This window comes from Peribacillus glennii (assembly GCF_003429105.1).
GTDB lineage: Bacteria > Bacillota > Bacilli > Bacillales > DSM-1321 > Peribacillus > Peribacillus glennii.
Genome location: NZ_QVTD01000006.1, coordinates 1 through 20,928, shown reverse-complemented (window position 1 = coordinate 20,928; position 20,928 = coordinate 1). Strand labels below are relative to the sequence as shown.

The window sequence follows — 20,928 nt, the reverse complement described above, 5'->3', positions numbered from 1 at the left end:
CGGCAAGAATGGCATTTGAAGGATTGGCCGACCGACTGCAAAATACGATGCAAAAGATCCGCGGCAAAGGAAAAGTGAATGAATCCGATGTCAAAGAAATGATGCGGGAAGTGCGGCTTGCTTTATTGGAAGCCGACGTTAACTTCAAGGTCGTCAAGGATTTTGTCAAGCGCGTCAGCGAGCGGGCGGTGGGGCAGGAAGTGCTCAAAAGCTTAACCCCCGGCCAGCAAGTAATCAAGGTCGTTAAAGAAGAGCTCACTGAACTGATGGGCGGAGAGCAAAGCAAAATTGCCACAGCTTCAAGGCCGCCAACGGTCATCATGATGGTAGGTCTTCAGGGTGCCGGGAAAACGACGACATCCGGGAAGCTTGCGAATCTGCTCAGAAAAAAATACAATCGTAAGCCGCTGCTGGTAGCGGCGGATATATACCGTCCGGCGGCAATCAAGCAGCTCGAAACGCTTGGAAAACAGCTCGGCATGCCAGTCTTTTCTCTGGGAGACCAGGTGAACCCCGTTGAAATCGCAAGGCAGGCGATTGAAAAAGCAAAGCAAGACCATAATGATTATGTGCTGATCGATACAGCCGGCCGCCTTCACGTTGATGAAAACCTGATGGGTGAATTGAAGGAAATCAAGGAATTGACAAAGCCCGATGAGATTTTCCTCGTGGTCGATGCCATGACCGGGCAGGACGCAGTTAATGTCGCTGAAAGCTTTAATGAACAGCTCGGCTTGACCGGAGTGGTTTTAACCAAGCTTGATGGCGATACACGGGGCGGTGCCGCGCTTTCCATCCGTGCCGTCAGCAACACGCCGATCAAATTCGTCGGGATGGGTGAGAAATTGGATGCACTTGAGGCGTTTCACCCGGAGAGGATGGCATCAAGGATCCTGGGTATGGGCGATGTGCTGACACTCATTGAAAAAGCCCAGGCAAATGTGGATGAAGAAAAGGCAAAAGAGCTTGAAAAGAAAATGCGCACAGCTTCCTTCACCTTTGACGATTTCCTTGATCAGCTGGGACAGGTTCGCAATATGGGGCCGCTGGACGATTTAATCAAGATGCTGCCAGGGGCAAACAAGATCAAAGGCATTGATAACCTCTCCATTGACGAAAAGCAGATCGGCCATGTCGAGGCGATTATCCGTTCCATGACAAAGAACGAGAAGGAACATCCCGAAGTGATCAACGCGGGACGCAGGAAACGGATTGCGAAGGGAAGCGGCACATCCATCCAGGAAGTAAACCGGCTCTTAAAGCAATTCGAAGAAATGAAGAAAATGATGAAGCAAGTGACAAACATGCAAAAAGGAAAGAAAAAAGGCGGTTTCAAATTCCCTTTCATGTAAAGGTTTTTCACGTTTCTGGTTTTATGCAAGTCTCATTGTACAGGATCTATACACGTCGATGTATGCTACAGGACGCGGCAGAAGATGTTCGACGGTCCTTGACTTTCGAGGCATTTACACTTTTCGTTACTGTTAAGAAAAAAACCTTTACAAACATATATAACATTTGGTATTATACTATCTTGTGTGAAACTATTCGGAGGTGCTATTTAAAATGGCAGTAAAAATTCGCTTAAAACGTATGGGAGCTAAAAAGTCTCCTTTCTATCGTATCGTAGTTGCAGATTCCCGTTCACCGCGTGACGGTCGTTACATTGAAATCGTTGGAACTTACAACCCGGTTACAGAACCGGCTAAAGTTGAAATCAACGAAGAGCTTGCTCTAAAATGGATGCAAGACGGTGCGAAACCATCTGACACAGTTCGTAACTTGTTTTCAAAAGAAGGCATTATGGAAAAATTCCACAATGCTAAAAACAGCAAGTAATCGATTATAATCGATGAAAGAATTAATTCAAGCGATTGTTTCCCCTCTTGTCGAACATCCTGAAGAGGTCCGGGTGACATCAAAGGAAGAAGATGGCCGGATCACCTACACCCTTTCTGTCAATAAGGAAGATATGGGCAAGGTCATAGGAAAACAGGGGCGTGTTGCCAAGGCAATTCGGACTGTGGTTTACGCAGCAGGATACTCGCAGCAAAAGAAAATCTATTTGGAGATTTCCGAATAAGGGAGGGGTAGCACCCTTCCTTTTTTAATACGCATAGTAAATCAATTTGTTGACTCGTTAATGCAGCCTTTTCGTATATTGTAACATTGGTTTCAAAAATTTTTCCCTATTTTATGAATAGCCATTCAGTGCATAATAGTAGCATATGCCGGCTGGAAAAGAGTAAGATTTTTGTCACAGGGAAATCTTAAACTAAGGGAAATTCATACATAATCCGTTTTATCCGTATCAATCCGTAAAAAAGGAGGCGCTGGAAGATGAAAATTCTCCAAAATGTCATTGTGAATCAAGTGTTGACCGACTCCAGCAAGAATCAGCTCCTTGAGAAATATAAAACCGATATATCCCGGCTGCAAAAGGAATGGGACCAACTTCGGTTTGAATTGAAGAAGCTTGAGAAAACGAAAAAGTTTCAGCCTGCTTCCTTGCGCGCCCATTTTGAAAAAGAAATCAACATCAGGCAGGAGAAGATCAAGCTGCTTGATTTCCAGATCGAGCAATTGGACATCCTTCCGGTTGGCAGCGAGTTAAAGGAGAGGGAAGTCCAAAGCATTGTCGATGTTGAGATTGGCGCAAATTGGGATGAACTCATCCAAACGAAAACAATTGTTATCAAAGATGGAATCGTCTCAGAAATTCGTTAGAGGTGAGAAAATGGAAAAATGGTTTAATGTAGGCAAGATTGTAAATACACATGGAATAGGCGGCGAAGTCCGCGTCATTTCAAGAACCGATTTTCATGAAGAACGGTATAAAAAAGGAAATACATTGTATTTATTCAAGGAAGATGGCGGGGAACCGATCGAACTGAAAATCACTTCACACCGAACCCATAAGAATTTCGACTTGCTTACTTTTGAGAATTATACAAACGTGAATATGTCCGAGCCGCTTAAAGGCGGGATTTTGAAGGTTCCCGAATCACAGCTCGGTGTGCTTCCTGAAGGGGAATACTATTTCCACCAAATCATCGGCTGTACCGTTTATACGGATGAAGGAGAAGAAATAGGGGAAATCAGGGAAATACTGACGCCTGGTGCAAACGATGTGTGGGTCGTCAAGGGTAAAAACGGCAAGGACGTCCTGATCCCTTATATTGATAACATTGTGACAAGCATTGATGTAGAGACAAAGAAGATTATCATAACACCGATGGAAGGGTTGCTTGACTGATGAAGATTGATGTTCTGTCTATCTTTCCGGAAATGTTCGAAAACGTGTTAGGATCCTCCATATTGAAAAAAGCGGCCGAAAAGGGAGCCGTAACATACAATGTCACCAATTTTCGTGATTTTGCGGACAATAAGCACGGGACAGTCGATGATTATCCTTATGGCGGGGGAGCCGGAATGGTATTGAAGCCGCAGCCAATTTTTGACGCCGTAACGCACCTGAGCGAAGGGGCCGGGGACAAGCCAAGGGTCATCCTCCTTTGTCCTACAGGAGTCCGGCACAGCCAAAAGAAGGCCGAGGAGCTTGCAAAAGAGGACCATTTGATTTTTATTTGCGGCCACTATGAAGGCTATGACGAGCGTATCAGGGAGCATCTTGTCACCGATGAGATTTCAATTGGCGATTATGTGCTGACTGGCGGGGAGCTGGGGGCCATGGTGATTATCGACAGTGTTGTCAGATTGCTGCCGGGTGTTCTCGGGAATGAGGAGTCTCCATTGCTTGATTCCTATTCTTCTGGTCTCCTTGAGCATCCGCATTATACACGTCCAGCAGATTTCCGTGGCATGAAGGTTCCGGATACCCTTCTATCCGGGAACCATAAGAATATCGAAGAGTGGAGAATGAAGGAGTCCCTGCGCCGAACATGGGCCCGCCGACCGGATTTGCTTGAATCATACTCCTTAAGCGAAACAGAAAAGAAACTCCTTGAGGATCTGAAAAAAGAAGGCTGACCGCTATTGCAACAAGACTAAGAATATGTTAATATAAATTTTGTGACTTGGGCAAAAGGCTCAGGTTTTATAACGATGTTCCGCTGCAAACAAATGGATTTGTAAGAGCATCCGGGAGGAGTAGAAAAGAATGCAACAACTTATTCATGAAATTACAAAAGAACAGCTTCGCACTGATCTTCCTTCTTTCCGTCCTGGTGACACTGTACGTGTTCACGTAAAGGTCGTTGAAGGAACCCGCGAACGTATCCAGGTGTTTGAAGGTGTTGTGATCAAGCGCCGTGGTGGTGGAATCAGCGAAACTTTCACAGTGCGTAAGGTATCTTACGGTGTCGGAGTTGAGCGTACATTCCCTGTACACACACCAAAAATCGCGAACCTTGAAGTAGTACGCCACGGTAAAGTACGCCGTGCCAAGCTTTACTATCTTCGTGAACTTCGCGGCAAAAAAGCCCGTATTAAAGAAATCCGCCGCTAATCGCGAAATTTTTACTCGATACGGACAAAGCCAAAGACTGGTAATCAAACTTAGAAAAGGAGCTTGTTCATCAGGCTCCTTTTTTTCACGTTCTGATATAGCTTTAGAGCGATGGCATATCCTAACTATTTTATATGGGAACTATTTGTCAGGGAAGCTGTTTAAGGCGTAAGGATGATTTTCCTTATTTCCTGCAGGGCGGTTTTTTTCCTTCCTATTTGGAAAATAAAATTGTAAGATGTTAGTATGCAATTTTCAAAGGGTGATAATAATGGCGAAAAAGAAAAATGAAATTTGGGAATGGTCGAAGGCGTTGATCATTGCCATTGGCTTGGCGGCGGTCATCCGATATTTTTTATTTGCCCCGATTGTGGTGGACGGTTTATCGATGATGCCGACTTTGCATGACCAGGACCGTATGATTGTCAATAAAATAGGTTATACTCTAGGCGAGCCGAAGCGATTTGATATCATCGTATTCCATGCACCTGAAAAAAAGGATTACATAAAGCGGGTTATCGGACTGCCGGGAGACCGGATCGAGTACAAAGATGACACGTTGTTTGTGAACGGAAAGGCATACAACGAGCCTTACCTGGATGAATATAAAAAGCAGGTCAATGACGGGCCTTTGACGGATCCATTTACCCTTGAGGAAACCCCTGTAGGGCAGGAAACCGTCCCTGAAGGCCATCTGTTTGTAATGGGAGATAACAGGCGTTTCTCCAAGGACAGCCGCCATATCGGGGCCGTTCCGCTGGAAAAGGTCCTGGGTGAAACCAATATGGTCTATTGGCCGGTAGAAGATTTCCGGAAGGTTGAATAAGCAAAAGTAAAGAGAAAAGGTGAGTCATATTGACAATACAGTGGTTTCCGGGCCATATGGCCAAAGCGAGACGGGAAGTAACAGAGAAACTAAAGCTGATTGATATCGTCTATGAGCTTGTTGATGCGCGGATTCCTTCATCATCGCGAAACCCGATGATTGATGAAATCATCCAGCACAAACCGCGGATCATTTTATTGAATAAATCGGATATGGCCGATCCCGCAAAGACAAAACAATGGCTTGACTTTTATAAATCAAGGGGGTTGACAGCGATTGCGATCAACTCCCAGGCCGGCAGCGGGCTGGGTCAGATTACGTCCGCGTCAAAGGAATTGCTTAAAGAAAAGTTCGACCGCATGAAGGCCAAAGGAATCAAGCCAAGGGCAATAAGGGCAATGATCGTTGGCATTCCGAACGCCGGAAAATCCACCCTGATCAACCGGCTCGCGAAAAAAAATATCGCCCGGACCGGAAACACCCCAGGCGTAACAAAGGCCCAGCAATGGATTAAGGTCGGCAAGGAACTTGAACTGTTGGACACTCCCGGCATTTTGTGGCCCAAGTTTGAAGATCAGGAAGTCGGCCTGAAGCTTGCCTTGACAGGTGCGATAAAAGATACGTTGCTGAACCTTCACGATATCTCCCTGTACGGCCTCAGATTCCTTGAAGATCAGTATCCGGAGCGTTTAAAGAAAAGGTACAATCTTAAAGAGATACCTGAAGAAACAGTCGAACTTTTTGACGCCATCGGTTCGCTCAGGGGCTGTTTAATGGGTGGCGGAATGGTTGACTACGATAAAACGGCAGAATTGGTTGTCAGGGAGATCCGCGCTGAAAAATTCGGTCCTCTGACTTTTGAAATGCCAGCCAATGAAACAAAAGAAGAAGAATAAAGAGCAAAGATGAATGCGGGTACCCGGGCTTTTCGGTAAAAGAGTAACCCCTTTTTAAGGAGTTTCCCATTTTATCCTGGAGCCTTGGCCCCGTTTTTTTTTTGAATAAAATTTTTATACGGTCATGCCGATACTAATAACAGACGATGGTGAAATAGGAAATGAGACAAACCAAGAGCATAAAAGAAGTAGCCCGTGCCCTGAAAGAAATCAAGGATCCATTTGATCCGTTCATTGCCGAATGCTTGGAAGATGAAAGGGTTGGTGTTCGAGACCTGGCGATCAAATGGCATCATGCCCATGCCAAACGGCGGAGGGCACAGGAACACTTCGAAGAAATGTCAATGTATGAACAAACTCTTCGTAACCAGGGTTTTCAATATATTGCAGGAATTGATGAGGTAGGCCGGGGGCCGTTGGCCGGGCCTGTCGTAGCAAGTGCGGTCATTTTGCCTGCCGGGTTTTATTTGGAGGGACTGGACGATTCAAAAAAAATCGCTGAACCAAAAAGGGAGATTTTTTACGAAGCCATTCTAAAGGAAGCGGCGGCAGTCGGCTTAGGAATCATACATAGCGAAGAGATTGACCGTCTCAATATTTATCAAGCTACAAAAAAAGCGATGCTTGCGGCAATAGCCGATCTAAAGATTGCTCCCGACCATTTGCTTATCGATGCAATGGAGCTTTCCGTGCCGATGCCCCAGCTGTCGATTATTAAAGGTGACGCAAAGAGCATTTCTATTTCAGCAGCTTCGATCATTGCGAAAGTAACAAGGGATAGAATGATGAAGGATTACGCGTTAAAGCACCCTCAATATAGTTTTCAAAAAAATATGGGATATGGAACGGCAGAGCATCTCGAAGCCTTGCAAAAATACGGACCTGCACCATGGCACCGGAGAAGCTTTGCCCCAGTAAAGGAAATCGCCGGGAAGGATCGTTAAGTTAAAAGGAGGGGAATCATGCAGCCTATAAATTTCATGCCTCAGGCACTGTCTCGAACCTCTTCGCAGCAGCCGGAAAAATTACAGGCGGGACAGATCATCCATGGGAAAATAAACAAAATTTATCCGAATCAAACCGCCGAAGTCCAAATTGGGAACCAAAAGATCATGGCGAGTCTCGACGCACCGCTAAAAGCCGGAGAAAGATACTGGCTGCAGGTACAGCCGGGGGGCGGAAGGCTGCAATTAAAAGTGCTCCATGGTTCGGATAAGGCTGCTGAGGGCGGTATAAAGGGAGCCGCTATTCAGCTGTTGGCCCATTTGGCTGTGCCGCAAAACAGGGAATCCGTCGAACTTGCAAACTATCTGCTGAGAAATCAGCTTCCGGTAACGAAGGACTCGTTTGTTATGTCACTGGGATGGCTGAAAACATCAGACAACTTAGGCGGCGCGCTTGCCGGTATCAAAACCATGCATACAATGAATGTTCCCTTCATAGATGAGGTGTTTCATGCCTTGCAGTCATTGGAAAATGGCGGCACATTCCATGAGGCAGCCAGTAAATTGCTTGGTCAAATTAACGAACGCGGTTCTAATTCCGAGACGCTGCAAAATGTTAAAAGCCTTTTAGAGAAAATCACTGTCCCAAAACAATTTCATATTTCTTCCTATCCCGTAGAAAAATTGATTTCCAGCTGGCTTAGCACGGAAATATCCCCGGATGCCAAAAAATCAGCATTTGCTATATTGCAGAAGGCTGGTTTCTTTCCACTTGATAACAGTGAAGAAGGGACAATCGAGAAAATGGCTGCGAATTTCCAAAACGGCAAAAATCAGCTTCCTGATGCACTAAAAGATGGCCTTTCACTGATCATGCACTATAATGCTGCTAAACAATCCGGAAATCCTGCCGCAGGTAGAATACTCGAATTATTCAACAGGCTGCTCAAGAATCCTGCGGATGTAAAAACAGCATCCATTCAGTCTTTTTCCGTTAACACCCTGAATGCGTTTTCAAGCGACCCGAACATAAATCGAGGTTTGAACCAAACCCGGGTCTTTAGCGGACAGGAATCTGTACAGCTAATTAAACAACTTCTTCAGGCTCTATTTGTGAAGGAAGGTGACGGTGGACAGGCGGACAGGCAATCGCTCACTCCAGGCCAATTATTGTCAGCCTCGGGTGGAGGCAAGGATGGTTTTGGGCAAATTCATAACAAATTGGCAGCAATGATGGCTGGTGAGGAGGAAACTGAGGCCGGACCGAGCCGGTTAGATACAATGGAGAGGCAGCTGTTAATGGATATCCTTGCTGAGGGAGATAAACCTCCGGATTTTACAAAAGGAAAAACATTCGCTGGATTTCTCAAAGAGATGGCCAAAATGCTCGGTGTCAATCTGGAGCATTTTTTGGCAAACGCCGGCCGAATGGAAACCGGTATTCCAGAGGAACATCTACAAACCCTAAAACCGATGCTTATGAAGCTTTTAGCTGAAAATCAGCATTCATCCATTAAAGAATCAGCTGAACAAATCCTGAACAGGATCACTGCCCAGCAACTATTGTCACAGGATTCCGGGCCGATCCAGAATATTTTTATGCAGATCCCTTTCGCCATTTCAGGTTTTCAAACAGACTTAACGCTGCAATGGAGCGGCAGGAAGAAAAGCGATGGAACGATCGACCCGAACTTTTGCCGGGTATTATTTTACCTGGACCTGGAGCAAATGCAACAAACTGTGATTGACCTCCAAATCCAAAACAGGGTCATCAAGGTTAGCGTAATCAATGAAAACCATGCACTGCTGGAAAAGCTGTCCCAGCCTTTCTATAAAACGTTGAAAACGAATCTGGAAGATATGGATTACAAGCTTTCGACCGTTGTTTTTGAAAGTGAAGCGACTGTGGACGCAAAAAGGGCAAGCCTGGCAGAAGGCCATGGGCGGGCTGTTAGGGCAGGAAATAAACCATATAGTGGAGTGGATATCCGGATATGAAGGAGAAAAAACGAAAAGAAGCGGTGGCGCTGAAATACGAATCAGAAAAGGATTCAGCGCCCACAGTGATAGCAAAGGGAAAAGGCAAAGTAGCGGAAAATATCCTTCAAGCAGCTGGGCTGCACGATATCCCGGTAAGGGAAGACCCAACACTTACTGAACTGCTCGGCAAGCTTGACATCAGCCAATCCATTCCTGAAGAATTGTACCAGGCAGTTGCCGAGGTTTTTGCGTTTGTTTATAAACTGGATAAGGCCATGAAGGATTAATAATTGTCATCCTTTCATTATTGTAGAAAAATGAAAAGCATTCTGTTTTTATGGTTGAATATATTAAAAAAGCGTAAATTATTATAGCGAATTTAGAGGTAATAGTGGACAAGTTTTTTTACTTTTTATACAATTAGAAAGCAGTCTATTAAATATTGTTCGACATTATTTTGCAAAAAAATGATTCGGGCATGTGAAATGGTTTATCAGGCTTTTAAATGCCTGAAAATATAATCATTTTTCAAAATTGCAATAGTTGACAAGGAGGATGGGAAATGAATATCCACGAGTATCAGGGGAAAGAAATCCTCAGACAATACGGGGTATCTGTACCGAATGGCCGTGTGGCATTTACTGTTGATGAAGCAGTGGAAGCTGCCAAGGAACTGGGTTCGGAAGTAGTAGTCGTCAAGGCGCAAATCCATGCGGGTGGCCGGGGTAAAGCCGGCGGGGTCAAGGTTGCGAAGAATCTTGATGAAGCACGTACATATGCACAGGAAATCCTGGGAAAAACGCTTGTTACACACCAGACAGGACCGGAAGGCAAAGAAGTAAAGCGCTTACTGATTGAGGAAGGCTGTGACATCAAGAAGGAATATTATGTCGGCCTTGTTTTGGACCGCGCCACATCTTGTGTTGTTCTGATGGCATCTGAAGAAGGCGGTACTGAAATCGAAGAGGTAGCAGAAAAAACACCGGAAAAGATTTTCAAGGAATATATCGATCCGGTCGTCGGCCTTACAGGCTATCAAGCTAGGAGAATCGCATTCAATATAAACATTCCTAAAGAACTTGTTAATAAAGCCGTTAAATTCATGACCGGCCTTTATACTGCTTTCATTGAAAAAGACTGCTCTATCGCAGAAATCAATCCGCTTGTAGTTACGGGTGATGGCAACGTAATGGCATTGGATGCGAAGTTGAACTTCGATTCAAACGCCCTTTACCGCCATAAAGATATTCTGGAATACCGTGATTTGGAAGAAGAAGATCCAAAGGAAATAGAAGCTTCCAAATATGACCTGAGCTATATCTCCCTTGATGGAAATATCGGCTGTATGGTCAATGGTGCCGGTCTTGCAATGGCAACGATGGACATTATTAAGCATTACGGTGGAGATCCTGCCAACTTCCTTGATGTTGGGGGCGGCGCTACAGCCGAAAAGGTTACCGAAGCATTCAAAATCATCCTTTCCGATGAAAATGTCAAAGGGATTTTTGTAAACATTTTCGGGGGCATCATGAAGTGTGATGTCATCGCGGAAGGTGTAGTGGAGGCTGCCAACCAGCTTGGACTCGAGGTACCGCTTGTTGTCCGTCTGGAAGGCACGAACGTGGACCTGGGCAAAAAGATTTTAAGAGAATCTGGTTTGAACATTACGCCTGCTGAATCTATGGCAGACGGTGCAGAAAAAATCGTAGAGCTTGTAGGATAATAGGCAGGGGGGACCATAATGAGCGTTTTTATTAATAAAGACACAAAAGTCATTGTTCAGGGTATCACTGGTTCAACGGCTTTATTTCATACAAAACAAATGCTTGAATACGGCACAAAAATCGTGGCGGGCGTAACACCGGGCAAAGGCGGTACAGAAGTGGAAGGAGTGCCTGTTTTCAACACAGTTTCCGAAGCTAGGGAAGCAACAGGCGCTAATGCATCGGTCATCTATGTTCCGGCTCCATTCGCAGCTGATGCAATTCTTGAAGCTGTAGATGCAGAACTGGATATCGCCATTTGTATCACAGAGCACATCCCTGTTCTGGATATGGTGAAAGTGAAGCGCTATATGGAAGGCAAAAAGACCCGCCTTGTCGGGCCGAACTGCCCGGGTGTCATCACTCCGGATGAATGCAAAATCGGCATCATGCCTGGATACATCCATACAAAAGGGCATGTAGGCGTTGTTTCCCGTTCCGGAACGCTGACATATGAAGCGGTTCACCAGCTGTCACAGTCCGGAATCGGACAGACTACAGCGGTAGGCATCGGTGGAGACCCGGTTAACGGAACAGACTTTATCGACGTTTTGAAAGCATTCAATGAAGACCCTGAAACCTATGCGGTCATCATGATCGGTGAAATCGGCGGTACTGCCGAAGAAGAAGCGGCGCAGTGGGTTAAGGATAATATGACCAAACCTGTTGTCGGCTTCATTGGCGGACGTACTGCCCCTCCTGGAAAACGCATGGGCCATGCTGGTGCCATCATTTCCGGAGGCAAAGGTACAGCTGATGAAAAAATCCGCGTCATGAACGAATGCGGCATTAAGGTTGCAGAGACTCCTTCGGTAATGGGAGAAACTTTAATTTCTGTCCTTAAAGAAAAAGGCATTTACGATAAATGTAAAACACACTAATTCAGATGGCAGTCGTCCCTCGTTTTTGGGGGGCGGCTTTTACTACATCCCCCGATAGCCCCCATATTTCTCCCACTCGGTGTTTATTTTTTCCATTCTCTTACAAGGAGTGACCGTTTCATGAAAATCCGCGAAAGATTAATCCACTTGCACCATTGCCGCGGGATCGGTTGGAAGTCTATCAGGAAGGTTTTGTCACACGATCCATCCCTCACGCATATGTATCATTGGACCACAGCCGAATGGCAGGAAATCCTTACCCTTTCCCCATCGAATCTTCAACCATTTCTCTCAGACCTTCACTCCATTGAAATAGAAAAGCAAATCCGGCAATATGCCAGCAACGAAATTGAATGCATGACCATTATGGACAGTGATTATCCTTATCTATTAAAACAAATATATGACCCTCCCTGGGTGCTTTATTTGAAAGGCCGAAGAAGTTTATTGGGGGATACTCCAGCCCTGGGGGTAGTAGGAGCCCGAAAACCTTCTTTGTATGGGCAGGAAGCACTGAAATTGATTTTGCCGCCTCTTATCAAAAAAGGTTTTGTCATCAATAGCGGGGCCGCGGCTGGTATTGATGCCCTATCACACAAGATTTCCCTGGATGAAAAAGGAAAGACGATAGGAGTGCTTGGAGGAGGGCATTTTTATATCTATCCGAAGGAAAACATGCCTTTAGCCATTGAAATCATGAAAAAAGGTTTGCTGATTTCAGAGATTCCGCCCCAGCGGCGCCCCGAGCCATGGATGTTTCCAATGAGGAACCGTATCATCAGCGGTCTATCGCAGGGTGTATTTATAATAGAAGCAAAGCAGCACAGCGGTTCGCTCATTACCGCCCAGTATGCCCTAGAGCATGGCAGGGATGTATTCGCCCTGCCGGGTAATGTTACTAGCGAACTTTCATATGGTTCAAACTTAATGATCCAGGATGGGGCCAAAATGGTACTGCACGCAGGAGATATCGAAGTGGAATTCAAAAGGCATTGAAATGATGATCGACGGGTTGAACTCTTTCTTTCTTCATTTTCGCAAAAGAAACGTGTATCATTTGAAAAAAGACGTTATATAATGCTTAAAAAATGGCTATTTATAAAGATGTTTCTAAAGGCGGCTGATTTTTTTTTATAAAAAGGTTGAAATAATCAGTAAACTGTTATAAATTTTGCAGGCAGGCACTGATTATGGCAAGCTATTTGAAATTTTTCTCTTGTCTGCAAGAGTAGACTTGAAATAAAGTTTATTGACAAAAGAATTTTCAATGATTAATAATAGTGAAGATTTATATTACCTCTTTGAGGAGGATTTTTTGAATGTCTGATTACTTAGTGATTGTAGAATCGCCGGCCAAGGCGAAAACAATAGAACGCTATTTGGGAAAGAAATATAAGGTCAGGGCTTCAATGGGCCATGTCAGGGATTTGCCCAAGAGCCAAATGGGCGTTGATGTGGAACACGAATATGAACCAAAATATATCACGATCCGCGGGAAAGGCCCCGTGTTAAAAGAATTGAAATCAGCGGCAAAAAAAGCGAAGAAAATTTATCTCGCGGCTGACCCCGACAGAGAGGGAGAGGCTATTGCCTGGCATCTGGCACACAGCCTTGATGTCGATATCCATTCAGACTGCCGCGTCGTATTTAACGAAATAACTAAAGATGCAATCAAGGAATCGTTCAAAACTCCGCGGCCGATTAACATGAACCTGGTCGATGCACAGCAGGCACGGCGGGTTTTGGACCGCCTGGTAGGCTATAATATCTCACCGCTTCTATGGAAAAAGGTCAAAAAGGGTTTAAGCGCGGGCAGGGTACAGTCGGTTGCTGTCAGGATGATCATTGACCGTGAAAAAGAAATCAAAGATTTTGTGCCGGAAGAATATTGGACAATCAAGGCAGATTTCATTAAGGGACGAGATCAATTTGAAGCGTCGTTCTTCAGTATAAACGGTGAACGAAAAGACCTCCATTCGGAGGAAGATGTAAAAAAAGTAGTAGGCAGCATCAGCGGCAATGATTTTGAAATAACAGCCGTTTCAAAAAAAGAACGCAAACGCAACCCTGCCGCTCCATTCACGACTTCTTCCCTCCAGCAGGAAGCTGCAAGGAAATTAAACTTCCGGGCGAGGAAAACGATGATGCTGGCCCAGCAGCTATACGAAGGCATTGAGCTTGGCAAGGAAGGGACCGTCGGTTTGATTACGTATATGAGAACCGACTCAACGCGTATATCCGAGGTTGCAAAAGCCGAAGCAGCCGGCTATATTGAGCAAACCTACGGGAAAGACTTCCTTCAAGCGAATGAAAGAAAAGAAAAAAAGCAAACGGGTGCCCAGGACGCCCACGAAGCGGTGCGCCCAACAAGCACTTTGAGGGACCCTAACACGGTAAAAGATTTTCTTTCACGGGATCAATTCAGGCTATACAAGCTCATTTGGGAACGCTTTGTTGCAAGCCAAATGGCTCCGGCCGTCATGGATACAATGAGCGTTGACCTAAAAAACGGGGAAGTCATTTTCCGCGCAACCGGATCAAAAGTGAAATTTCCCGGTTTTATGAAAGTGTACGTTGAAGGTTCTGACGATTCCGTAGAAGAAAAAGAGAATATGCTGCCTGATTTAAAGGAAGGCGATAAAGTCATAGGCAAGGATATCGAACCAAAACAGCATTTTACCCAGCCCCCTCCCCGGTATACCGAAGCCCGGCTGGTAAAAACACTTGAGGAGCTTGGAATAGGCCGACCTTCGACTTATGCGCCTACGTTGGATACCATTCAGAAAAGGGGCTACGTTGCCCTTGATAATAAACGCTTTGTTCCTACAGAGCTTGGGGAGATTGTACTTGAATTAGTTCTCGAATTCTTTCCTGACATACTGGATGTTGAATTCACCGCCAAAATGGAGCAGGAGTTTGACAGTGTTGAAGAGGGAAAAGTCGAATGGATCAAAGTAATCGATGAGTTTTACCGAAAGTTCGAAACCCACTTGGAAAAAGCGGAAGCAGAAATGGAAAAGGTAGAAATCAAAGATGAACCGGCAGGTGAGGATTGCGAGAATTGCGGAAGCCCGATGGTCTTTAAAATGGGACGCTATGGTAAATTCATGGCTTGCAGCAATTTCCCAGATTGCCGCAATACAAAACCAATCGTCAAGGAAATAGGCGTAAAGTGCCCGAACTGCAAGGAAGGCAATATAATTGAAAGAAAAAGTAAAAAGCGTCGGATTTTTTACGGCTGTGACCGTTATCCTGCCTGTGAATTCATCTCCTGGGATAAGCCGCTGCCTCGGCCATGCCCGAAATGCGAAGGCACCCTGGTTGAGAAAAAGCTGAAAAAAGGCGTCCAGGTGCAGTGCATGCAGTGTGACTACAAGGAAGCGCCGCAAAGTTAAGGGAAGGCGAGCAACCGCTCGTCTTTTTCTATTGCTAAGTTCAATACCCGTTTTATTGCTAATTTGTGTGAAACCGAGGTTTTACACAGAATCCAACAATGTTAAAAGTGCATCCTGTTGATTCGTAATTGGCACTGGTCATCTATCCCTGTTTCTTTGCAAGGTAAACAAAAAATCATTAAATACTAGTGATCAACAATGCCTTCGATTCAAGCGTGAAACTTTCTTCTTTTTTATACGTATTGTACAATGCAGTGGACACACGGCTGTCGCCCGGTATATAATTTTTCTTTGCTGCCATGTGCATTTATGCATTTTCATACATAATTATTTTGGCAACAATAATGAAAGGAAATAAATTCGTAAAGAAGCAAGTTTTAGCATATGTTTACAGGGAGGTTCGTACAATGAAAGAAACAATTGTTAATGTTATCGGTGCAGGGCTTGCGGGAAGTGAAGCGGCGTGGCAGCTTGCTAAACGGGGCCTCAAGGTAAAGCTATATGAAATGCGCCCGGTAAAACAAACTCCGGCACATCATACGGATAAATTTGCCGAGCTTGTCTGCAGCAACTCGCTTCGCGCCAATGCACTGACAAATGCTGTAGGGGTTTTAAAGGAAGAAATGCGTCAACTTGACTCAGTGATCATTGCCTCGGCGGACGCATCTTCGGTTCCGGCCGGAGGCGCACTCGCTGTAGATCGCCATGAATTTGCCGGCAGAGTCACGGAAATGGTGAAAAATCACCCGAATGTTACCGTGCTGAACGAGGAGGTTACCGAGATTCCGGAAGGTCCGACCGTGATCGCAACCGGGCCGCTTACGAGCGAGTCGCTTTCACACAAATTAAAGGAGATTATGGAAGAGGAGTATTTATACTTTTATGATGCCGCAGCCCCGATTATCGAAAAAGACAGCATAGATATGGATAAGGTTTACTTGAAATCCAGGTATGACAAGGGTGAAGCCGCCTATTTAAACTGTCCGATGAACGAAGAAGAATTCAATCGCTTCTATGAGGCTCTGATAGCCGCCGAAACCGTACCGTTAAAAGAGTTCGAAAAAGAGATTTTCTTTGAGGGCTGCATGCCTGTTGAGGTCATGGCATCACGAGGGAAAAAGACGATGTTGTTCGGGCCGCTCAAGCCGGTTGGATTAGAGGACCCAAAAACAGGTAAAAGGCCATATGCGGTTATACAGCTAAGGCAGGACGATGCCGCAGGGACATTATATAATATTGTCGGGTTTCAGACACATTTAAAATGGGGGCCTCAAAAAGAAGTCATTCAGTTGATCCCAGGCCTTGAGAATGCTGAGATTGTGCGTTATGGTGTCATGCATCGGAATACGTTCATCAACTCACCTAAGGTTTTACTCCCTACGTATCAATTCAGAAACCGGAAGGATTTATTTTTTGCCGGCCAGATGACCGGTGTTGAAGGTTATGTTGAATCAGCGGCATCAGGGTTGATTGCGGGCATAAACGCTGCAAGGATCGCTGAAGGTCTTGATACGGTGGTGTTTCCGGCAGAAACGGCGATGGGCAGTATGGCACGCTATATTACCTCAACAAACGCGAAGACATTCCAGCCGATGAATGCAAATTTTGGACTGTTCCCTGATTTGGAAGAGAAGATCAAAGGCAAGAAAGAACGCAATGAAATGCATGCAAACCGGGCGTTGGAAATGATTCGGAATTTTGTGAAGAGTTTGTAAATTCATTTGCCTGCGTTTTTAAAATATGATAATATTTAGTAGCCTTCGCGACAAGGGGGGAAAAGTCATGGAAGAACAAAGCCTTTCCTTACAACAATTTTTTGAATACCTGCAAATCGAAAAAAATTGCTCGCAATATACCATTGATAACTATAGCAAGGATATTAGGGAATTTTCCTTGTTCACATCTGAACAAGGAATCGAAGGTTTGCAGGCGGTTCAATATTCAGATGCGAGATTATATTTAACAGTGCTGTATGGGAGGGGCCTTTCCAAACGTTCCGTGGCGCGGAAGACCTCGTGCCTTCGCAGCTTTTATAAGTTTATGATGCGGGAAGGAATGGCAAAAGAAAATCCCTTTGCGCTCGTATCCCTGCCAAAAAAAGACCAAATGCTTCCAAGGTTCATGTATGAAGAGGAAATGAATAAGCTGTTCTCTTCTTTGGATAAGGATACTCCGCTGGGCCTCAGGGATTCAGCCTTGCTTGAGCTTCTCTATGCTACTGGTATCCGTGTCAGCGAGTGCTGCAGCATTAAAATGGAGGATATCGATTTTTCACTTGGTACGGTTTTAATACATGGAAAAGGCAAAAAGGACCGTTACGTACCGTTTGGCAGTTTTGCTAAGGATGCCATTCAGTGTTACATAAAAGAAGGCAGGGATGCCTTGTATGATTCCGCCAAGAATGGGCACTCCCATTTATTTGTCAACTTTCGCGGCGATGCCCTGACTCCAAGGGGCGTGAGTTATATCCTAAATGGCCTGATTAAAAAGGCTGCCAGTGAAGGAACTCTTCACCCGCATATGCTCCGGCATTCCTTTGCTACGCATTTACTGAATAACGGTGCGGACTTGCGGACTGTCCAGGAACTTCTTGGCCACTCAAAAATTTCTTCAACACAAATTTATACGCACGTGACAAAGGACCAGCTGAAAAAGGTATATAATGCAACTCACCCGCGTGCTTAGATGTCCTTGAAAGGAGACTGTTATGGGAAATTTTCATGCAACGACGATATTCGCTGTCCACCACAAAGGAGAATGCGCCATGTCCGGAGACGGCCAGGTGACGATGGGAAATGCTGTTGTGATGAAACATACGGCAAGGAAAGTAAGAAAGATTTTTGGCGGTAGAGTGCTTGCTGGTTTTGCCGGCTCTGTTGCTGACGCTTTTACATTGTTCGAATTGTTCGAAGCAAAGCTGGAAGAATACAATGGGAACCTGCAGCGCGCATCAGTGGAATTGGCGAAACTATGGCGAAGCGATAAAGTGCTGAGAAGGCTGGAAGCGATGCTGATCGTGATGGACAAAGAGAATCTACTGCTTGTTTCCGGAACCGGTGAAGTGATAGAACCTGATGATGGCGTACTTGCGATTGGGTCAGGAGGCAATTATGCCCTTTCAGCGGGAAGGGCATTGAAGCGTTTCTCGGGCGACCATCTTTCTGCGAAGGAAATAGCGAGGGCGTCGCTTGAAATTGCAGCAGAGATATGTGTGTATACGAATTCTAATATCATCGTTGAAGAATTGTAGAAGGGAGAGGCCGGTATGAAAGATAACCAAGCGAATTTAACCCCAAGGCAAATTGTCGAGAAACTCGACCAACATATCGTGGGACAAAAGGAAGCGAAACGGGCTGTCGCTGTCGCCCTCAGAAACCGGTATCGCCGCAGTCTGTTAACGGAACAGCTTCGGGATGAAGTTGTTCCCAAAAATATTCTGATGATTGGTCCCACAGGAGTAGGGAAGACCGAAATAGCCAGGCGCATCGCTAAATTGGTAAGGGCTCCCTTTGTTAAAGTCGAGGCTACGAAGTTCACAGAGGTAGGATACGTCGGAAGAGATGTTGAATCAATGGTGCGTGACCTTGTGGAAACATCCGTACGATTGGTAAAGGAAGAAAAGAAAGCCAGTGTGAAGGAACGGGCAGAACAAAATGCCAACAGAAGGCTCGTGGAGCTTCTTGTTCCTTCGGCGAAGAAGCAGAACAATTTTAAAAACCCGCTTGAAGTATTCTTTGGCGGGGCAGGAAATGGACAGCCGGAAAGTGATAATGGCAGTGATGACGATTCCAGCCTGTACCAAAAAAGACGGATAGTCGAAGAAAAACTCTTTAATGGTGAATTGGAAGACGAAATCGTGACCGTTGAAGTGGAAGAACAGCAGCCATCAATGTTTGATATGCTGCAGGGTTCGGGAATGGAACAAATGGGCATGAACATGCAGGACGCGTTAGGAAGCTTAATGCCGAAGAAACGAAAAAAACGCAAGTTGAAGGTAAGTGAAGCAAGGACGGTCCTGGCCAATGAAGAGGCAGGCAAACTTATCGATATGGATGAGGTTACAAGTGAAGCCATATTCCGGGCTGAGCAGGCTGGAATTATTTTTATTGATGAAATTGATAAAATTGCCAGCAAGCAATCCGGCGGTTCATCCGCTGATGTTTCCAGAGAGGGAGTCCAGCGTGACATACTGCCGATCGTGGAAGGGTCAACGGTCGTCACCAAATATGGATCAGTTAAGACAGACCATGTCCTTTTCATTGCTGCAGGGGCTTTCCATATCGCCAAACCATCGGATTTAATCCCCGAGCTGCAAGGAAGATTCCCGATCAGGGTGGAACTCAAAAAATTGACCGTGGAAGACTTCGTCCGTATCCTGCATGAGCCTGATACTGCATTATTAAAGCAATACACAGCATTATTGGAAACAGAAGGTATAGAAATTGAATTTTCTGACGATGCTATACGTAAGATTGCAGAAGTGGCTTTTGAAGTTAACCAAAATACGGATAATATCGGGGCAAGAAGGCTTCATACCATCATGGAAAGGCTTTTGGAGGATCTATCCTTCGAAGCTCCTGATATTACGATGGAGAAAATAACCATCACGCCTCAGTATGTGGAAGAAAAACTTGGCTCTATTTCGAGAGACAAAGATCTCAGCCAGTTTATTTTGTAAGCCATCTTCCAGCAAGTTGGAGAAGCTGTTGGCAATGATGAACCGGATAGCGGGTACGTTCGGAATGAAAGTGAGATTTCCTCTAATCGTACGAAATAATTCGGCGAATAAGTAATGATCACAGCTGCAGCAAAAGGAATTTTGTATTTTCTAGGAGGAAATTTTGTAATGGAATTATTGGGAAAAACGAGAAAGATTAATGCTATGCTTCAAAACGCAGCCGGGAAACCGGTCAATTTTAAGGAAATGGCAGAAAGCCTTAGTGAAGTAATCGAATCGAATGTGTTTGTTGTATCAAGGCGAGGAAAATTGTTGGGGTTTGCGATCAATCAGCAAATTGAAAATGAACGGATGATCCAAATGCTCGAAGACAGGCAATTTCCTGAAGAATATACTAAAAGTCTATTCAATGTCCAGGAAACATCGCCAAATCTGGGCATCGAGAGCGAGTATACAGCATTTCCTGTCGAGAATAAAGAATTGTTTGCAAGCGGGTATACCACTGTAGTGCCTATTATTGGCGGCGGCGAACGCTTAGGTACATTAATCCTTGCCCGTCTTCAAGAAAAATTCCACGATGATGATCTGATCCTGGCGGAATACGGGGCAACCGTTGTCGGTATGGAAATCCTGCGCGAAAAGGCGGAAGAGATCGAGGAAGAAGCAAGAAGCAAGGCTGTGGTTCAAATGGCGATCAGCTCCCTTTCATACAGTGAGCTTGAGGCAATCGAACACATCTTTGAAGAATTAAAGGGCTCAGAAGGGCTATTGGTTGCTTCCAAAATCGCGGACCGTGTCGGCATTACGCGATCCGTGATCGTCAATGCCTTAAGAAAGCTTGAAAGTGCGGGAGTCATTGAATCCCGCTCGCTAGGAATGAAAGGAACCTATATTAAGGTACTGAATGACAAGTTTCTTATGGAACTTGAAAAAATAAAAAATCATTAATATCCAAAAGCCAGCCCTGAAAAACAGGTGCTGGCTTTTTTTTGATTTGCATTCTAGTTATTAAAATAAGGCTCTATAATATTTGTTGGGGTGCAGGCACAATTCGGGAGTGCATGAAAAAACACGCAAACACCCAATTTCTTTATACT

The 20,928-nt window shown here is 45.0% G+C and carries 22 protein-coding genes; 21 read left to right on the top strand and 1 reads right to left on the bottom strand.

Annotation, left to right across the window (positions count from 1 at the left end; translation table 11 throughout):
* Window positions 1–8 precede the first annotated feature (8 nt).
* The 16 genes from ffh (at window position 9) to topA (ending at window position 15,153) form a co-directional block, all read left to right on the top strand.
* A complete protein-coding gene (gene ffh / locus D0466_RS11230) occupies window positions 9–1,352 on the top strand; it encodes a signal recognition particle protein (protein ID WP_117322678.1) in 1,344 nt (447 codons plus the stop codon).
* 214 nt (window positions 1,353–1,566) lie between these two features.
* Window positions 1,567–1,839 carry a 30S ribosomal protein S16 gene (gene rpsP / locus D0466_RS11225; RefSeq protein ID WP_117322677.1) on the top strand — a complete coding sequence of 91 codons (273 nt, stop codon included), beginning with the start codon at window positions 1,567–1,569 and terminating at the stop codon, window positions 1,837–1,839.
* 13 nt (window positions 1,840–1,852) lie between these two features.
* The gene (locus D0466_RS11220; RefSeq protein ID WP_117322676.1) at window positions 1,853–2,083 is read left to right on the top strand and encodes a KH domain-containing protein; all 231 of its coding nucleotides are present in this window, start codon (window positions 1,853–1,855) and stop codon (window positions 2,081–2,083) included.
* A gap of 257 nt (window positions 2,084–2,340) precedes the next feature.
* Complete coding sequence (locus D0466_RS11215; RefSeq protein WP_117322675.1) at window positions 2,341–2,727, top strand: YlqD family protein; 387 nt, start codon at window positions 2,341–2,343, stop codon at window positions 2,725–2,727.
* A gap of 10 nt (window positions 2,728–2,737) precedes the next feature.
* Window positions 2,738–3,256, top strand: coding sequence for a ribosome maturation factor RimM (gene rimM / locus D0466_RS11210; RefSeq protein ID WP_117322674.1), 519 nt, complete (start codon window positions 2,738–2,740; stop codon window positions 3,254–3,256).
* Entirely contained in the window at window positions 3,256–3,990 is a 735-nt protein-coding gene (trmD, locus tag D0466_RS11205) for a tRNA (guanosine(37)-N1)-methyltransferase TrmD (protein WP_117322673.1), read from the top strand. The genes rimM and trmD overlap by 1 nt, the downstream gene beginning before the upstream one ends.
* A 130-nt stretch (window positions 3,991–4,120) precedes the next feature.
* The gene (gene rplS / locus D0466_RS11200; protein WP_117322672.1) at window positions 4,121–4,468 is read left to right on the top strand and encodes a 50S ribosomal protein L19; all 348 of its coding nucleotides are present in this window, start codon (window positions 4,121–4,123) and stop codon (window positions 4,466–4,468) included.
* 271 nt (window positions 4,469–4,739) lie between these two features.
* Complete coding sequence (gene lepB / locus D0466_RS11195) at window positions 4,740–5,294, top strand: signal peptidase I (RefSeq protein ID WP_117322671.1); 555 nt, start codon at window positions 4,740–4,742, stop codon at window positions 5,292–5,294.
* Window positions 5,295–5,323: 29 nt separating this feature from the next.
* On the top strand, window positions 5,324–6,190 hold the full coding sequence (gene ylqF, locus D0466_RS11190) for a ribosome biogenesis GTPase YlqF (RefSeq protein ID WP_117322670.1): 867 nt from the start codon (window positions 5,324–5,326) through the stop codon (window positions 6,188–6,190).
* 161 nt (window positions 6,191–6,351) lie between these two features.
* A complete protein-coding gene (locus tag D0466_RS11185) occupies window positions 6,352–7,134 on the top strand; it encodes a ribonuclease HII (RefSeq protein WP_117322669.1) in 783 nt (260 codons plus the stop codon).
* A gap of 18 nt (window positions 7,135–7,152) precedes the next feature.
* Window positions 7,153–9,132: a hypothetical protein gene (locus D0466_RS11180; protein WP_117322668.1), complete on the top strand. Its 1,980-nt coding sequence runs from the start codon at window positions 7,153–7,155 to the stop codon at window positions 9,130–9,132.
* Window positions 9,129–9,401 carry an EscU/YscU/HrcU family type III secretion system export apparatus switch protein gene (locus D0466_RS11175; RefSeq protein ID WP_117322667.1) on the top strand — a complete coding sequence of 91 codons (273 nt, stop codon included), beginning with the start codon at window positions 9,129–9,131 and terminating at the stop codon, window positions 9,399–9,401. Before D0466_RS11180 ends, D0466_RS11175 begins: the two co-directional genes overlap by 4 nt.
* A gap of 275 nt (window positions 9,402–9,676) precedes the next feature.
* Window positions 9,677–10,837 (top strand): ADP-forming succinate--CoA ligase subunit beta, encoded by a 1,161-nt coding sequence (sucC, locus tag D0466_RS11170; RefSeq protein WP_117322666.1) that lies wholly within the window; start codon window positions 9,677–9,679, stop codon window positions 10,835–10,837.
* Window positions 10,838–10,855: 18 nt separating this feature from the next.
* Complete coding sequence (gene sucD, locus D0466_RS11165) at window positions 10,856–11,758, top strand: succinate--CoA ligase subunit alpha (RefSeq protein ID WP_117322665.1); 903 nt, start codon at window positions 10,856–10,858, stop codon at window positions 11,756–11,758.
* 120 nt (window positions 11,759–11,878) lie between these two features.
* Window positions 11,879–12,754 carry a DNA-processing protein DprA gene (gene dprA, locus D0466_RS11160; RefSeq protein ID WP_117322664.1) on the top strand — a complete coding sequence of 292 codons (876 nt, stop codon included), beginning with the start codon at window positions 11,879–11,881 and terminating at the stop codon, window positions 12,752–12,754.
* A 323-nt stretch (window positions 12,755–13,077) separates the two neighbouring features.
* Window positions 13,078–15,153: a type I DNA topoisomerase gene (gene topA / locus D0466_RS11155; protein WP_117322663.1), complete on the top strand. Its 2,076-nt coding sequence runs from the start codon at window positions 13,078–13,080 to the stop codon at window positions 15,151–15,153.
* 178 nt (window positions 15,154–15,331) lie between these two features.
* Here the strand turns inward: topA and D0466_RS23320 are convergent, their stop codons facing one another.
* The gene (locus D0466_RS23320) at window positions 15,332–15,454 is read right to left on the bottom strand and encodes a hypothetical protein (protein WP_267897388.1); all 123 of its coding nucleotides are present in this window, start codon (window positions 15,452–15,454) and stop codon (window positions 15,332–15,334) included.
* Window positions 15,455–15,560: 106 nt separating this feature from the next.
* Here D0466_RS23320 and trmFO point away from each other — a divergent pair, with 106 nt between their 5' ends.
* The 5 genes from trmFO (at window position 15,561) to codY (ending at window position 20,779) form a co-directional block, all read left to right on the top strand.
* Complete coding sequence (gene trmFO / locus D0466_RS11150) at window positions 15,561–16,868, top strand: FADH(2)-oxidizing methylenetetrahydrofolate--tRNA-(uracil(54)-C(5))-methyltransferase TrmFO (RefSeq protein WP_117322662.1); 1,308 nt, start codon at window positions 15,561–15,563, stop codon at window positions 16,866–16,868.
* A gap of 67 nt (window positions 16,869–16,935) precedes the next feature.
* A complete protein-coding gene (xerC, locus tag D0466_RS11145) occupies window positions 16,936–17,838 on the top strand; it encodes a tyrosine recombinase XerC (protein ID WP_117322661.1) in 903 nt (300 codons plus the stop codon).
* 22 nt (window positions 17,839–17,860) lie between these two features.
* Window positions 17,861–18,403 carry an ATP-dependent protease subunit HslV gene (gene hslV / locus D0466_RS11140; RefSeq protein WP_117322660.1) on the top strand — a complete coding sequence of 181 codons (543 nt, stop codon included), beginning with the start codon at window positions 17,861–17,863 and terminating at the stop codon, window positions 18,401–18,403.
* 15 nt (window positions 18,404–18,418) lie between these two features.
* On the top strand, window positions 18,419–19,831 hold the full coding sequence (gene hslU, locus D0466_RS11135) for an HslU--HslV peptidase ATPase subunit (protein WP_117322659.1): 1,413 nt from the start codon (window positions 18,419–18,421) through the stop codon (window positions 19,829–19,831).
* 168 nt (window positions 19,832–19,999) lie between these two features.
* A complete protein-coding gene (codY, locus tag D0466_RS11130) occupies window positions 20,000–20,779 on the top strand; it encodes a GTP-sensing pleiotropic transcriptional regulator CodY (RefSeq protein ID WP_117322658.1) in 780 nt (259 codons plus the stop codon).
* The last annotated feature ends 149 nt before the right edge of the window (window positions 20,780–20,928 follow it).

Coding starts and splice junctions, on each gene's coding strand:
- D0466_RS11220 (WP_117322676.1), top strand. CDS start 1,853: ATGAAAGAATTAATTCAAGCGATTGTTTCCCCTCTTGTCGAACATCCT.
- D0466_RS11180 (WP_117322668.1), top strand. CDS start 7,153: ATGCAGCCTATAAATTTCATGCCTCAGGCACTGTCTCGAACCTCTTCG.
- xerC (WP_117322661.1), top strand. CDS start 16,936: ATGGAAGAACAAAGCCTTTCCTTACAACAATTTTTTGAATACCTGCAA.
- trmD (WP_117322673.1), top strand. CDS start 3,256: ATGAAGATTGATGTTCTGTCTATCTTTCCGGAAATGTTCGAAAACGTG.
- rplS (WP_117322672.1), top strand. CDS start 4,121: ATGCAACAACTTATTCATGAAATTACAAAAGAACAGCTTCGCACTGAT.
- codY (WP_117322658.1), top strand. CDS start 20,000: ATGGAATTATTGGGAAAAACGAGAAAGATTAATGCTATGCTTCAAAAC.
- ffh (WP_117322678.1), top strand. CDS start 9: ATGGCATTTGAAGGATTGGCCGACCGACTGCAAAATACGATGCAAAAG.
- dprA (WP_117322664.1), top strand. CDS start 11,879: ATGAAAATCCGCGAAAGATTAATCCACTTGCACCATTGCCGCGGGATC.
- D0466_RS23320 (WP_267897388.1), bottom strand. CDS start 15,454: ATGGCAGCAAAGAAAAATTATATACCGGGCGACAGCCGTGTGTCCACT.
- lepB (WP_117322671.1), top strand. CDS start 4,740: ATGGCGAAAAAGAAAAATGAAATTTGGGAATGGTCGAAGGCGTTGATC.
- rimM (WP_117322674.1), top strand. CDS start 2,738: ATGGAAAAATGGTTTAATGTAGGCAAGATTGTAAATACACATGGAATA.
- sucC (WP_117322666.1), top strand. CDS start 9,677: ATGAATATCCACGAGTATCAGGGGAAAGAAATCCTCAGACAATACGGG.
- trmFO (WP_117322662.1), top strand. CDS start 15,561: ATGAAAGAAACAATTGTTAATGTTATCGGTGCAGGGCTTGCGGGAAGT.
- D0466_RS11175 (WP_117322667.1), top strand. CDS start 9,129: ATGAAGGAGAAAAAACGAAAAGAAGCGGTGGCGCTGAAATACGAATCA.
- rpsP (WP_117322677.1), top strand. CDS start 1,567: ATGGCAGTAAAAATTCGCTTAAAACGTATGGGAGCTAAAAAGTCTCCT.
- hslU (WP_117322659.1), top strand. CDS start 18,419: ATGAAAGATAACCAAGCGAATTTAACCCCAAGGCAAATTGTCGAGAAA.
- topA (WP_117322663.1), top strand. CDS start 13,078: ATGTCTGATTACTTAGTGATTGTAGAATCGCCGGCCAAGGCGAAAACA.
- D0466_RS11185 (WP_117322669.1), top strand. CDS start 6,352: ATGAGACAAACCAAGAGCATAAAAGAAGTAGCCCGTGCCCTGAAAGAA.
- D0466_RS11215 (WP_117322675.1), top strand. CDS start 2,341: ATGAAAATTCTCCAAAATGTCATTGTGAATCAAGTGTTGACCGACTCC.
- hslV (WP_117322660.1), top strand. CDS start 17,861: ATGGGAAATTTTCATGCAACGACGATATTCGCTGTCCACCACAAAGGA.
- sucD (WP_117322665.1), top strand. CDS start 10,856: ATGAGCGTTTTTATTAATAAAGACACAAAAGTCATTGTTCAGGGTATC.